This window comes from Streptomyces sp. NPDC091272 (assembly GCF_044757485.1).
Classification (GTDB): Bacteria; Actinomycetota; Actinomycetes; order Streptomycetales; family Streptomycetaceae; genus Streptomyces.
Window position 1 is genome coordinate 178,678 of sequence record NZ_JBIVVC010000014.1, and the last position, 13,535, is coordinate 192,212.

The 13,535-nt window shown below is 71.1% G+C and carries 10 protein-coding genes; 7 read left to right on the forward strand and 3 right to left on the reverse strand.

Annotated elements, in window-relative coordinates; all coding sequences use genetic code 11:
• Positions 1–304: 304 nt before the first annotated feature.
• Entirely contained in the window at positions 305–1,516 is a 1,212-nt protein-coding gene (locus ACIQM4_RS30545) for an acyl-CoA dehydrogenase family protein (RefSeq protein ID WP_401598226.1), read from the reverse strand.
• Positions 1,517–1,773: 257 nt separating this feature from the next.
• On the opposite strand from ACIQM4_RS30545, the gene ACIQM4_RS30550 reads away from it, so the two are divergent.
• Positions 1,774–2,694: an endonuclease/exonuclease/phosphatase family protein gene (locus tag ACIQM4_RS30550; RefSeq protein ID WP_401598227.1), complete on the forward strand. Its 921-nt coding sequence runs from the start codon at positions 1,774–1,776 to the stop codon at positions 2,692–2,694.
• Here the strand turns inward: ACIQM4_RS30550 and ACIQM4_RS30555 are convergent.
• Entirely contained in the window at positions 2,691–3,818 is a 1,128-nt protein-coding gene (locus ACIQM4_RS30555; protein WP_401598228.1) for a LacI family DNA-binding transcriptional regulator, read from the reverse strand. The genes ACIQM4_RS30550 and ACIQM4_RS30555 overlap by 4 nt on opposite strands.
• A gap of 238 nt (positions 3,819–4,056) precedes the next feature.
• Here ACIQM4_RS30555 and ACIQM4_RS30560 point away from each other — a divergent pair, with 238 nt between their 5' ends.
• From ACIQM4_RS30560 to ACIQM4_RS30585, 6 genes are all read left to right on the forward strand, one after another.
• Positions 4,057–5,355 (forward strand): ABC transporter substrate-binding protein, encoded by a 1,299-nt coding sequence (locus ACIQM4_RS30560; protein WP_401598230.1) that lies wholly within the window; start codon positions 4,057–4,059, stop codon positions 5,353–5,355.
• Between the two features lie 16 nt (positions 5,356–5,371).
• Entirely contained in the window at positions 5,372–6,346 is a 975-nt protein-coding gene (locus ACIQM4_RS30565; RefSeq protein WP_401598231.1) for a carbohydrate ABC transporter permease, read from the forward strand.
• Positions 6,346–7,257 (forward strand): carbohydrate ABC transporter permease, encoded by a 912-nt coding sequence (locus ACIQM4_RS30570; RefSeq protein ID WP_401598233.1) that lies wholly within the window; start codon positions 6,346–6,348, stop codon positions 7,255–7,257. The genes ACIQM4_RS30565 and ACIQM4_RS30570 overlap by 1 nt, the downstream gene beginning before the upstream one ends.
• Before the next feature lie 56 nt (positions 7,258–7,313).
• Positions 7,314–8,567, forward strand: coding sequence for a glycosyl hydrolase (locus ACIQM4_RS30575; protein ID WP_401598234.1), 1,254 nt, complete (start codon positions 7,314–7,316; stop codon positions 8,565–8,567).
• A 125-nt stretch (positions 8,568–8,692) separates the two neighbouring features.
• Entirely contained in the window at positions 8,693–11,737 is a 3,045-nt protein-coding gene (locus tag ACIQM4_RS30580; RefSeq protein WP_401598236.1) for an alpha-mannosidase, read from the forward strand.
• A gap of 173 nt (positions 11,738–11,910) precedes the next feature.
• The gene (locus ACIQM4_RS30585) at positions 11,911–13,101 is read left to right on the forward strand and encodes a spore photoproduct lyase family protein (RefSeq protein WP_401598237.1); all 1,191 of its coding nucleotides are present in this window, start codon (positions 11,911–11,913) and stop codon (positions 13,099–13,101) included.
• Here ACIQM4_RS30585 and ACIQM4_RS30590 read toward each other — a convergent pair.
• Positions 13,089–13,430: a hypothetical protein gene (locus ACIQM4_RS30590; protein WP_401598239.1), complete on the reverse strand. Its 342-nt coding sequence runs from the start codon at positions 13,428–13,430 to the stop codon at positions 13,089–13,091. The genes ACIQM4_RS30585 and ACIQM4_RS30590 overlap by 13 nt on opposite strands.
• Positions 13,431–13,535: the final 105 nt, after the last annotated feature.

Here is a 13,535-nt window from a genome sequence, read left to right on the forward strand (position 1 = left end):
TCTTTTCCAGTCGCGCCGTAACAACCGCCTGCGCGCCCGTTCGTTGCGGCCGCCCCCCCGGCCCGGGGGCCGCCCCCGCGGCGGGGGGCCCGCCCCCCCCCCCCCCCGGGGGCCCGACCGGGTCGTGGCGCCGCGGCCGGCCGGGGGCCCGCGGCGCCGGATGCCCGGAGCGCCGGACGACAGGCGAGGGGCTGGCGCGAGGGGCCCGGCGGAGGGGCACGGCGCGAGGGGTCCGGCGGAGGGGCACGGCACAGGTCCGCCGCCGACGCCCGACAGACCCGCCCCGCCCCGGCCCCCCGGCCCCTCAGACGAAGGCGCCGATGCCGGTCAGCGCCCGGCCGGTGATGAGGGTGTTGATCTCCCTGGTCCCCTCGTACGAGTAGAGCGCCTCGGCGTCCGCGACGAAGCGGCCGATGCTGTAGTCGAGCACGATTCCGTTGCCCGCCAGGAGTTCACGCCCCCAGCCCACCACCTCCCGCATCCGGGTGGTGCAGTGGGCCTTCGCCATCGCCGAGTGTTCGTCACGGAAGGTGCCCGCGTCCTCCAGCTGCGCGAGGCGCACCACCATCCCCAGGCAGGAGGTGGCGTCGCTCATCATACGCACCAGCAAGTCCTGCACCAGCTGGAAACGGGCGACCGGACCGCCGAACTGCTCGCGCTCCCGGGTGTAGTCCAGGGCGATGCGGTACGCGGCCAGCATCACGCCCACCGCCTCCCACGCCACACCGCTGCGGGTGTGCCGCAGGACGTCGGCGGTGTCCCGGAAGCCGTGGGCCTCCTGGAGCCTGTTGGCCTCGGGCACCCGGCAGTCGGTCAGTACGACGTCGGCGTTCTCTACGGTACGCAGCGCGATCTTGTTCTCGATGAGGGTCGCGGAGAACCCGGGCGTCGAGCTCTCGACCACGAAGCCGAGCACACCGCCGTCCCCGCCCTCCTCCCTGGCCCAGACGACCACGAGGTCCGCGAAGGTGGCGTTGCCGATCCATCGCTTCTCACCGTTGAGCACCCAGGTGTCGCCCTCCCGCCTGGCGGTGGTCCGCAGACCCGCCGCGACGTCGGAGCCGCCCTGGGGCTCGGTCAGCGCGAACGCCCCGATCTGCTCCATCCGCCCCATCGCGGGGAGCCACCTGCGGCGCTGCTCCGCCGATCCGCACCGGGCGATGCTGCCCATGGCGAGCCCCGCGTGCACTCCGTAGAACGTGGCGATCGACGCGTCGACGCGGGCCATCTCCAGTGCGACGAAGCCGCTGAGCAGGCTGCTCGACGTGCTGGTGCCGCACTCCTCGTACGCGAGCCCGGCGATGCCCAGCTCGCCGAAGCGTGGGATCAGGTGGTGCGGGAACGCCGCCTTCCCCCACCAGGTGTCCGCGTGCGGGGCGACCTCGTCGCGCAGGAAATCACGGACCTGGTGCAGGGTCTTGCGCTCGGTGTCGTCCAGCAGTTCCTCGAAGCGGTACAGGTCCTCCTCCAGCATGCCGCCCGTGCCCCGTCCGTCGGTCTTCGGTCCGTCCGCCATCAGTCAAGTCCGCCCTCGTGCCGTTCGGTCAGGTCAGGTCCGTGCGCCCTCTCGCCCACGGTGCGGGCGGCAGGCCGCCCGCCTCGTGATCGACTACCCGATGATCTCCCGGCGATACCCGGACCACCCCGGGGACACCGCGCGGAGCTCCCATTCGTGTGGTGTTCGCGCCGGACCGGTACGCGAGCGGCTCCCGGGGTCATGTGCACAGGAGCTGTCTTCCGACGCTCCGTCACCCCCCTTTCCCAGGAGGTCCCATGCGCCGTTCCTCGCTGTTCCTGACCGTCTCGCTGGCCACGGCACTCGTCGTCCCGGCGCTCCTGGGTGCCGCTTCGCCCGGCGCCCCCGCACCGGCCGCGGAACCCACGGCCCTGCGGGTCATGACGTACAACATCTGCGGTGCGTCATGCCTGGCGCCCGCGGGGTACGACGACCGCCGCCGGGTGGACGTCGTGGCCACTCAGGCGGTCGAGGGGGCCTGGCAGGCCGACCAGGTCCACCTGCAGGAGGTGTGCAAGGACCAGTACGACGAGGTACTCGCCCGACTGGCACCGCACGGGTTCACCGGCTTCTTCACCTCCACGGAGAACAAGCGCGTCGACTGCCGCAAGAAGGACTACGGGGTCGCCGTCCTGGTCCGGGCGAAGATCCAGGACACTCTGGTGCTGGACCTCACCCAGGGCGTGGAGCCCGAGCGCATCAAGGTGCCGTGCGTCCGCAGCACCTCGCACGGCGTGGACAACTGGGCCTGCTCGGTGCACCTGTACTGGCAGGAGCAGGAGCCAAGAGCGGCGCAGGCCCGCGCCCTGGCCGCGCAGGCCCGCACCTGGCGGTCCCAGGGCCGGCCGGTTGTCCTCGCCGGCGACTTCAACGCCAGTCCGCTCACCGGCGAGATGGGTGAGTTCTACGGGGGCGGCACCGTCACCCCGGGGCGCGGCCAGTTCGTCGAGGGCGACGAACGCGACGCGCGGTACTTCGACCGCAGGGTGTGCGACCCCGCGCGGCACGAACGCTGCCGCTCGGGCGAGCCGACCTTCGGCAACCGGAAGCTCGACTACGTCTTCTTCAGCGAGGGCGACTTCCCGCGCGTCCGGGCGGACGCGCGCAGGCTCGAACGCAAGGTGTCCGACCACAACCTGCTGCGCGCCACCGCCGACGTGGCCGGGGACCGGGCCTAGGGTTTCGGGGGCGGCGCCGTGCTCTCGCGCGGTTCCAGGCGGGGCAGCGGCTCCTGGATGAACCGCGGGGCGGAGCCGGCGAGGAGGCCGAGCACCTCGGTGGCCGCCCGGAGTCCGAACGCCCCGGGCTCACGCGACAGCGCGGTGATCCGCGGGTGATAGGTGCGGCAGATCGCCGAGTCCTCCCAGGACACCACGGACACGTCGTGCGGGATGCGCAGTCCGCGTTCGCTGGCGACACCGGCCGCCGCGACCGCCATCACCTCGTTGTGGCAGATGAGTGCGGTGGGCCGCATGGCTCCCGAGAGGAGCCGGCGGGCCGCCTTGGCGCCCTGCCGGTCGGTGAAGTCGGTGGTCACCGAGACCGTGTGATCGAGGCCGAGGCGGCGCGCGGTGGCCCGCAGCGAGGCGATCCTGCGGGCCGTGTGGGCCAGTCCCGGCGGGCCTGCCATGTGGGCGATGCGGCGGTGCCCGAGCTCGTACAGGTGATGGATGATCAGGTCCATCGCACCCGCGTCGTCCGCCCAGAGGTTGGAGAGCCGGGCCCCGCGCCCGGAACCGAGTACCGGTGCGGGCGTCGTCCTGGCCGAGCCGGGCCGCGCGGCGCCCGGGGTGTCCATGGCGCCGACCACGACCGCGGGCAGTCCCAGCACCGACAGCACGTCCGGGCGCGGGTCGCTCACCCTGGGGTCGACCACGATCACGCCGTCGACGCGGCCCTCGGCCCACCAGCGCCGGTACAGGTCGCACTCGGCCTCGATGTCGTCGACCATCTGGAAGACCAGGGCGTGGCCGTGCGGGGCCAGACCGGCCTGGATGCCGGAGACCACCTGGAGGAAGAACGCCTCGACGCCGAGGCTGCCGGCCGGGCGGGCCAGCACCATCCCGATCGCCCTGGACCGCTCGGCCGTGGCCGCGCCGCCGCCGCGGCCGGTGCCCCGCCCCAGCCGCTCGGCGACCTCGATGACCCTGCGGCGGGTGGCCGCCGAGACGCCGGGGCGGTTGTTGAGGGCGAAGGACACCGCGCTGGTGGAGACCCCCGCCTCCCGGGCGACCTCCTTGAGCGTCGGTATGCGGGGCGGCGGGACCGCCACCGGCTCCCAGTCGCCGAAGCGGTGCTTCATACGGCAGTAATCCCCTCGGGTCGTCGCTCCCGGGCGCCGTCGTCGCGCCCCTGCTATTGCTCACCCTATGCGGTGCGGGGATCCGAAGTTTAGAGAATTTAGCTCTTTTTAGCGCCTCTGACCTGCGGTTTTGAAAATTCGGCGAGTTTATCGAGCGTTGACGTAAAGGAAATCGCATTACAGGCTGTCGCCGAGCTTCTCGCACCAGGCAGGAACCCAGGCAAGGAGTAGGTCACCCATGTCCATTCGTCGCAGCGTCGCGATCCGGGCAGCCGTCGGTCTCGGTACGGTCCTCTGTCTCTCCGTCGTCACCGCGTGCGGCGGCGGGGGCGGTGACGGAGCGGCGTCGTCCACCGACGGCAAGATAGCGGGCACCGTCAAGTTCCAGACCTGGAACCTCCGGGCGAACTTCAAGGGCTACTTCGAAGGCGTCATCAAGGACTTCGAGAAGCAGTACCCGGGTACGAAGGTCGACTGGGTGGACCAGCCGGCCGACAACTACGCCGACAAGCTGAGCGCCGACGCCTCGGCCGGCTCGCTGCCGGACGTCGTCAACCTCTCCCCCGACCTGGCCTACCCGCTGGCGCAGGCGGGGCTGCTGCTCAACCTGGACAAGGACAAGGTCGCCTCGAAGTTCAGGTCCGAGTACCTGGAAGGCGCGTGGCAGGGCTTCGCGATGCCGGGCATGGACGGCACGTACTCCTTCCCCTGGTACCTCAACAGCGGGCCGCTCTTCTACAACAAGACGATGTTCAAGGACGGCGGCGCCGACCCGCAGAAGCCGCCGAAGACCTTCGACGAGCTGTTCGCCACGGCCGAGCAGCTCGCGAAGAAGGGCAAGGCCACCCTCGGCCAGCCGCCGACCATCGAGGACTTCGGGCGCTACGGCGTCGAGGCGATGGACAAGGACGGGAAGAAGTTCACGCTCAACAGCAGCAAGGGCGTCGAACTCCTCACCAGGTACAAGAAGTTGTACGACGACGGCGGTCTGCACAAGCAGACGCTGACGCTCAAGGACGACTCGACGGGTACCAAGTTCCTCCAGCAGGAACTGGCGATGAACCCGGGCAGCGCGCACGACCTGGACAACTTCAAGAAGAACGCCCCGTCGCTGTACGACAACCTCGGCATCACCGACGTACCCACCAACACCGGCAAGCAGAACATGTACTTGCAGGGACTGTCGGTGAACTCGCAGAGCAAGAACGCCGCCACCGCCGTCGCCTTCGCGCACTTCGTCACCGACCGCAAGAACCAGGAGGCGTTCGGGCACGAGGTCGCGGTCTTCCCCTCCACCAAGGGCTCCCTGGAGAAGGAGTACTGGACCAAGGAGGACGGCACCGAGGAGGGCAAGATCCGGGTCGCGTCGGCCAAGATGCTGCCCGGCGCGGTGAACTACACACCGGTGCTGTTCAGCGACGAGATGAAGACGATCCTGCGCAACGAGATAGCCAAGTGCTTCACCGGCAAGGCGAGTCCGCAGGCCGCGCTGGACAGCGCCGTGGAGCAGATGAACAAGCTCCTCGTACAGAACTGACGGACGGCGACCTCTCGTGAGCACCTCCCCCGCGACGGCCCCCGTGGCCCCTGCCGCGCCCGCAGGCGAATCCCCCGCCCGCCGCCGTCCCGCCTCCGGGCGCGGCGGCGGGCGGGGCGGGCCGCACACCCACCGGGCCTACAGCCCCTGGCTGTTCCTGGCGCCCGGCCTGCTGATCACCCTGGCGTTCAACCTCTATCCGTTCTTCTCGACGGTGGGCAAGTCCCTCACCGACGCCCGCACCCTCACCGAGGGGAAGTTCGTGGGCCTCGCCAACTTCCAGGCCCTGTTCGGTGACGAGCAGTTCTGGGTGGCGCTGCGCAACAGCGCGCTGTACGTGGCCGTGGTGGTGCCGCTGCTGGTGTTCCTGCCGCTGCTGCTGGCGCTGCTGGTGCAGAAGCACGTGCCGGGCATCGCGTTCTTCCGGTCCGCCTACTACACCCCCGTGGTGGCGTCCGTCGTGGTCGTCGCCCTGATCTGGGTGTGGATGCTGGACGACCGGGGCTTCATCAACGGCGTCCTTCGGATGCTCGGCGTCGACCCGGTGCCCTTCCTGTCCGACCAGTGGCTGCTGCTGCTGAGCTCGATGCTGCTGACGGTCTGGAAGGGCCTCGGCTACTACATGATCATTTACCTGGCCGCGCTGACCAACGTGCCCCGTGAGCTGCACGAGGCCGCCGAGGTCGACGGCGCGGGCCCGGTCCGCCGCTTCTTCGCCATCACGGTCCCCGCGGTCCGCCCGACCATGGTCCTGGTCGGTGCGCTGTCCTCGGTCTCCGCCTTCAAGGTCTTCTCCGAGGTCTTCATGATCGCCGGCCCGACGGGCGGCCCCGGCGGCCAGGACACCACGCTCGTGATGCTGATCCAGCGGGTCGGCACCGGGCTCCAGGGACGCACCGGGTACGCCTCCGCGATCTCGATCACGCTGTTCGTGCTGACGCTGATCCTGATGCTGTTCGTGATGCGGGCCGACCGGAAGGACAAGGACTGATGACCACCACCACCGACTCCCCCGCGGCCCCGGCGCCCGTAAGCAAGTCCGGCCCCCGCCCCGTGCGCCCCCACGCCCCCGGCCGCCGGACACCCGCCTGGCGGTCGGTGATCCGCTACCTGGCGCTGACCCTGGTGCTGCTGGTCATGATCGGGCCGTTCCTGTGGCAGCTGTCCACGTCGCTCAAGGGAGCCACCGAGGACATCTTCACCTCCCCGCCCCAACTGCTGCCGCAGCACCCGACGCTGGACAACTACAAGGGCGTCGCGGAGATCATCCCGGTCTGGGACTACATCCTGAACTCCCTCAAGGTCGCCGTCTCCAACGTCCTGACGAACATCGTCGGCGCCTCCATGGCCGGGTACGCGCTCGCCAGGCTCCACTTCAGGGGACGCGGCATCGCCTCGCTGGTGTTCGTGGCGGCGCTGCTGGTACCGATGGAAGCGATCATGATCGCCCAGTTCGCGACCATGCGCACCCTCGAACTGAACGACACCCTCGTCTCGGTGGTGCTGCCCGGCTGCATCGGCGCGATGAACGTGCTGCTCATGCGCAACGCCTTCCGTGCGATCCCGTACGAGATCGAGGAAGCCGCCGTCGTCGACGGCGCCAACGTGTGGCAGCGCTTCACCAGGATCGCCCTGCCCGCGGTCAAGGGCACCCTCGCCGTCGTCGCGATCTTCTCCTTCATGGGTGCCTGGGACGACTTCCTCTGGCCGCTCATCGTGCTGTCGGACTCCGACAACTTCACCCTCACCGTGGGACTCAACTTCCTGCACGGCACCTTCGCCAACAACCAGCGCGTGGTCGCGGCGGGCACCGTCATCGCCGTCGCCCCGCTGATCGTGATGTTCGCCTGCCTGCAGCGCTTCTTCTTCCGCGGCGTCGGCGAGGGCGCGGTCAAGGGCTGAGCGCCCACTGCCCCCGCACACCCGCCGCCACCTGTCACCCGTTACGGAGTCCCCCCATGGCCGCACCCCGCTTCGGCGTCAACTACACCCCCAGTCAGGGCTGGTTCCACCACTGGCTCGACTACGACCCGGGTGCCGTCCGCGCCGACCTGGAGTCGATCGCCGCGCTCGGCCTCGACCATGTCCGGGTCTTCCCGCTGTGGCCCTACTTCCAGCCCAACCGGTCCCTGATCCGGCCGCGGGCGGTCGAGCAGCTGCTCGACATGGCGGACGCGGCGGCCGAGTTCGGCCTCGACGTCAACGTCGACGGGCTCCAGGGCCACCTGTCCAGCTTCGACTTCCTGCCCGCCTGGACCCGCACCTGGCACCGCCGCAACCTCTTCACCGACCCGGACGTCGTCGCGGGCCAGGCGGAGTACCTGAGGACGCTCGCCGAGGCGCTGTCCGACCGGCCCAACTTCATCGGCATGACCGTCGGCAACGAGATCAACCAGTTCGCCGCCGACCCGCACCCCGACCCGGACCGGGCCACCACCGGGCAGATAGACGCGTGGCTGGCCCGGATGCTCGCCGCCTGCGAGGAGGGCGCCCCCGGCCTCCCGCACCTGCACGCCGAGTACGACGCGACCTGGTACCAGGACGACATGCCCTTCACCCCCGAGCAGGCCGCCCGGCACGGCGCGATGACGGCGGTGCACTCCTGGGTCTTCAACGGCACCGCCCAGCTGCACGGCCGCGCCTCGGTGCCCAGCGAGCACCACGCCGCCTACCTGGTGGAACTGTCGCAGGCGTGGGCCGGTGACCCGCTCCGCCCGGTGTGGCTCCAGGAGGTGGGCGCGCCGGCCCCGCTGGTGCCGCCGGAGCACGCCGCCGAGTTCACCGACGCGACGCTGCGGGCCGCGCTGGACTGCCCGCGGCTGTGGGGCGTCACCTGGTGGTGCTCGCACGACGTGTCGCGGTCCCTGGCGGACTTCCCCGAGCTGGAGTACGGGCTCGGCGTGCTCACCAACGACCGCGAGCCGAAGGACACGGCGCGGGTGCTGGAGCGGTACGCCCGTGAGTACGCCGACGGGACGCGCACCTTCGCGCCTGCGCCCCGTACCACCGCCCTGGTCGTGGACGCGGGTGACAGCGTGACCACCCCGGCCCGGTCGGTGTGCGCGCCGGGCGGCGCCTTCTACGAGGCGTTCTTCCGGCTCGCTGCGGACGGCGCGAGGCCCACCACGGTGCTCGCCTCGCGCGCGGCCGACCCGGAGCACCTGGCGGCGCGGGGCATCACCGAGGTGGTCACCGTGGAACAGGTCGCCTGACGCTCCCCACACGCCGTACCAAGCACGCTCGTACCACCGGTACTCCCGTAACACCATCGACACTCCGGCACCACCGGCACTACCGGCACCCGGCCGCATCGCAGCTCACCGAAGGAGATCCACCCATGCACGACGACCGCGGACTGGTCGAGGCCCGTCTCAGGCGCGTACTCGACGAGCGCATCCGCCCTGCCGTATACCCCGAGTCGGTGGCCCTGGAAGTCGCCGTGTGGGACACGCCCGGCGAGCCGGTGCCCGTCGAGGAGGGCCTGGCGGCCGAGCCGCGGCCGATCGCGGTGGGCGACATGTGGGGCAAGCCGTGGGGGACGAGCTGGTTCCGGGTGACCGGGACGGTGCCCGAGGAGTGGGCGGGCCGGTGTGTCGAGGCGATCCTCGACCTCGGCTTCGACGAGAACATGCCGGGTTTCCAGTGCGAGGGCCTCGTTTACCGCCCCGACGGCACCCCGGTGAAGGGCCTGAACCCGCGCAACCAGTGGGTGCGGATCGGCGCCCCGGTGACAGGCGGCGAGAAGGTCGAGCTGCGGATCGAGGGCGCTTCCAACCCCGTACTGCTGGACTACCACCCCTTCCTGCCCACCCAGCTGGGTGACATCGAGACCTCGCACAGCAACCCGCTGTACCGCCTGGAGCGCATGGATCTCGCCGTCTTCGACGAGGCGGTGTGGCAGCTGGCGATCGACCTGGAGGTGCTGGGCGAGCTGATGGCGGAGCTGCCGGTGGACTCCGCGCGCCGCTACGACATCCTGCGGGCGGTGGACCGGGCGCTGGACGCGGTCGACCTCCAGGACGTGAACGGCACCGCGGCGGCGGCCCGTTCGCTGCTTGAGGAGGTGCTGTCCCGGCCGGCCGAGCCGTCCGCGCACCGCGTCACCGCCGTCGGGCACGCGCACATCGACTCGGCGTGGCTGTGGCCGCTGCGGGAGACGGTCCGCAAGGTGGCGCGTACGACGTCCAACATGACGGCGCTCCTTGAGGACGAGCCGGACTTCGTGTTCGCGATGTCGCAGGCCCAGCAGTGGGCGTGGATCAAGGAGCACCGGCCCGAGGTGTGGACGAAGGTCGTCGCCGCCGTCGCGGACGGCAGGTTCGTGCCGACCGGCGGCATGTGGGTGGAGGCCGACACCAACATGCCGGGCTCGGAGGCGATGGCCCGTCAGTTCGTGCACGGCAAGCGGTTCTTCCTCGACGAGTTCGGGGTGGAGAACGACGAGGCGTGGCTGCCGGACACCTTCGGCTTCGCGGCCGGGCTGCCGCAGATCATCAAGGCGTCGGGCGCCAAGTGGCTGCTCACGCAGAAGATCTCGTGGTCGCAGGTGAACAAGTTCCCGCACCACACCTTCCAGTGGGAGGGCATCGACGGCACCCGGATCTTCACGCACTTCCCGCCCGTCGACACCTACAACTGCTCGATGAAGGGCAGCGAGATCGCCCACGCGGCGAAGAACTTCAAGGACAAGGGCGTCGCCCGCAACTCCCTCGCACCGACCGGCTGGGGCGACGGCGGTGGCGGCACCACCCGCGAGATGATCGCCAAGGCGGCACGGCTGAAGGACCTGGAGGGCTCGGCGCGCGTCGAGTGGGGCACCCCCGCGGAGTTCTTCGAGAAGGCGCAGGCCGAGTACCCGAAGCCGCCGGTGTGGGTGGGCGAGCTGTACCTGGAGCTGCACCGCGCGACGCTGACCAGCCAGGCGGGCACCAAGCAGGGCAACCGGCGCAGCGAGCACCTGTTGCGGGAGGCGGAGCTGTGGGCGGCCACCGCGGCGGTCCGCAGTGGATTCCCATACCCGTACGCGGAGTTGGACCGGATCTGGAAGACGGTGCTGCTGCACCAGTTCCATGACATCCTGCCCGGCTCGTCCATCGCCTGGGTGCACCGCGAGGCGGAGGCCACGTACCGGAAGGTGGCCGCGGAGCTGACCGCGATCGTCGACGGCGCACAGCGCGCGCTGGCGGGCGAGGGCAGCACACCGCTGGTCTTCAACGCGGCGCCGCACGACCGGGACGGCGTGCCCGCGGGCGGCGCAGCGGCGGCCGTACGGGCCGGGGCCGCGCGGCTCGGCGACGGCGAGGACGGTTCGTTCGTACTGGACAACGGGCTGCTGCAGGTCGTCGTCGACACGCGCGGGCTGGTGGTCTCCGCGTACGACATCGCCGCCGGCCGGGAGACGGTGGCGCCCGGCGCGCCCGCGAACCTGCTCCAGATCCACCCGGACTTCCCCAACATGTGGGACGCCTGGGACGTCGACGCCTTCTACCGCAACACGGTGACGGATCTTACGGACGCGGACGAGGTCGGCCCCGTGCCGTCGGAGGAATCGGAGGAAGGTGTCGCGGCGGTACGGGTCGTGCGCTCCTTCGGCGCGTCGAGGGCCACCCAGGTGCTGAGCCTGCGGCCCGGCTCGCGCCGTCTGGACATCGACACCGAGGTCGACTGGCACGAGACGGAGAAGTTCCTGAAGCTGGCGTTCCCGCTGGACGTGCACGCGGAGCGGTACGCGTCGGAGACCCAGTTCGGGCACTTCCACCGGGCGACGCACACCAACACCTCGTGGGAGGCCGCCAAGTTCGAGGCGTGCAACCACCGCTTCGTGCACATGGAGGAGCCCGGCTGGGGTGTCGCGCTGGTCACCGACTCGACGTACGGGCACGACGTGACCCGCACCGTGCGGGACGGCGCCGAGGAGGACGGCGGAACGACCACCACCCTGCGGGCCTCGTTGCTGCGCGCCCCGCGTTTCCCCGACCCGGAGACCGACCAGGGCGTGCACCGCTTCCGGCACTCGCTGGTGCCGGGCGCCACGATCGGGGACGCGGTCCGCGAGGGCTGGCGGGTGAACCTGCCGGAGCGCGCGCTGAGCGGTGCGGGCGAGGTCGCCCCGCTGGTCTCGCTGGACGACGACGCGGTCGTGGTGACCGCGCTGAAGCTGGCGGACGACGGCAGCGGTGACGTGGTGGTCCGGTTCCACGAGGCGAACGGCGGCCGGGCCCGCGCGCTCCTCACGCCGGGCTTCCCGGCCTCGGACGTGGTCGCCACCGACCTGCTGGAACGCCCGCTCGACGGCGCGGAGCCGGTGGCGGTGGACGGCGGCGGGGTGCCGGTGGAACTGCGCCCGTTCGAACTGCGGACGCTGAGGTTCCGCAGGGGCTGACGTCTGCTAGGGGGGCGCCGCGGTTCGGCAGGGGCTGGCCTGCTGCGGACGCTGAGGTTCCGCAGGGGCTGACCTGCTGGGAATGCCGCGCCCCCGCCCCGCTCGGCCGCACGCGGGGTGGGGGCGCCCTCCGTAAACTGGACGATGGCCGTCCATATACCCCCGGAGGCGAAGTGCCAGAGCGTGCGGAAGACGCGGCGGGCTCGGCCGAGCCCCTGTTCGGGTGGGACGAGCTGGCGGCGGCGGCCCCGCCGGCCGCGGGGGACGAGCCGTGGGGGCCCGACCCGTGCAGGGGCAGCGAGCGGGCCCGGCGGATGCTCGACGTCCGCGAGATCCTCGCCGAACCGGGCGCCGCGGGTTCCGCCAGGGGGCAGCAGATCATCGCCAGGTTCCCCGGCGCCCGGCTCACCGAGGTCGCCTCGCACTGGCGGATCCCCGCCCTGCACGGCAACGAGGGCAGCGTCGAACGCTGGGTACGGATCAAGAGCACGACCCTGGTGCTGGGCGAACGCAAGTCCTTCACCGTCCGGCCCAACGGGCGCTCGGCCGACTACATCGCCCCGGGGCTCTCCAACGGATGCGCCATGGCCTGCGCCTACTGCTACGTACCGCGCCGCAAGGGGTTCGCCAACCCGATCACCGTCTTCACCAACGTCGACCGCGTGCTGCACCACCTGGAGCGCCACCTCACGGCGCTCGGCCCCAAACGCGAGCCCAACCAGTGCGACGAGTACTCCTGGGTCTACGACATCGGGGAGAACGGCGACTGCTCGGTCGACGATCTGATCAGCGACAACACCGCCGACCTGGTGCGGGCCTTCCGCGAGTGGCCCGCAGCCAAGGCCTCCTTCGCCACCAAGTTCGTCAACCAGGACCTGCTGCGCCTCGACCCGCGGGGCCGCACCCGGATCCGGTTCTCCGTGATGCCGCCGGACGACTCCCGGCTCCTCGACATCCGCACCAGCCCGGTGCCGGAGCGGCTCGCAGCCGCGGCGGACTTCCTGGACGCCGGGTACGAGGTCCACTTCAACCTCTCCCCCGTGGTGATCCGGCCGGGCTGGAAGGAGGCGTGGGACACGCTCCTGCGCACCATGGACGACGTGCTGCCGCAGCGGGTCAAGGACCAGGCCGCGGCCGAGGTCATCATGCTCACGCACAACCAGGACCTGCACGAGATCAACCTCGGCTGGCACCCGCGCGCCGAGGACGCGTTGTGGCAGCCCGGGATCCAGCAGCCCAAACGGTCCGAGAACGGCAGCATGAACGTGCGCTACCGGAACACGGTGAAGGCCGCGGCCGTGGAGACCCTGCGCGGCCTCGTGGAGGCCCGCACGCCCTGGCTACGGCTTCGCTACGCCTTCTGACCTTGCGAAGTGCCGGAGTCCAGTTCCGCCAGGCCCTCCTCCCACCGCGCGCGGCGCTCCTCGTCGGACTGCTCCCACCAGGGCGTGCCGCGCTCCCCCAGCGCGACCTTGGCCGTCTGGACGCGGGCACGGGCCGCCTTCTCGGCGGTGGTGTCCCCGGCCCGCAGCGCGGCGCCGACAGCACGACGCGCCGCCATCAGGTGCTTGCGCAGGCGCTGGGCCTCGTCGTCGGGGAGGGCGGGGTCCGTGGCACGCCAGCGCCGGCCCTTGATCAGTACGTGGTGGCCGTCCTCGGTGTGCGGCGGAGGTGTCGCGTCTGCGTGGTTCACGCAGCATGGGTGCCCCGGCCCGCGCGGGGCCATGCTCACGGGGGCCTTGCGGGCAGCCGTCCGGGCGCACGGTGGCCGCGTCCTCCGTTCGTCCGGCCCAGTGAT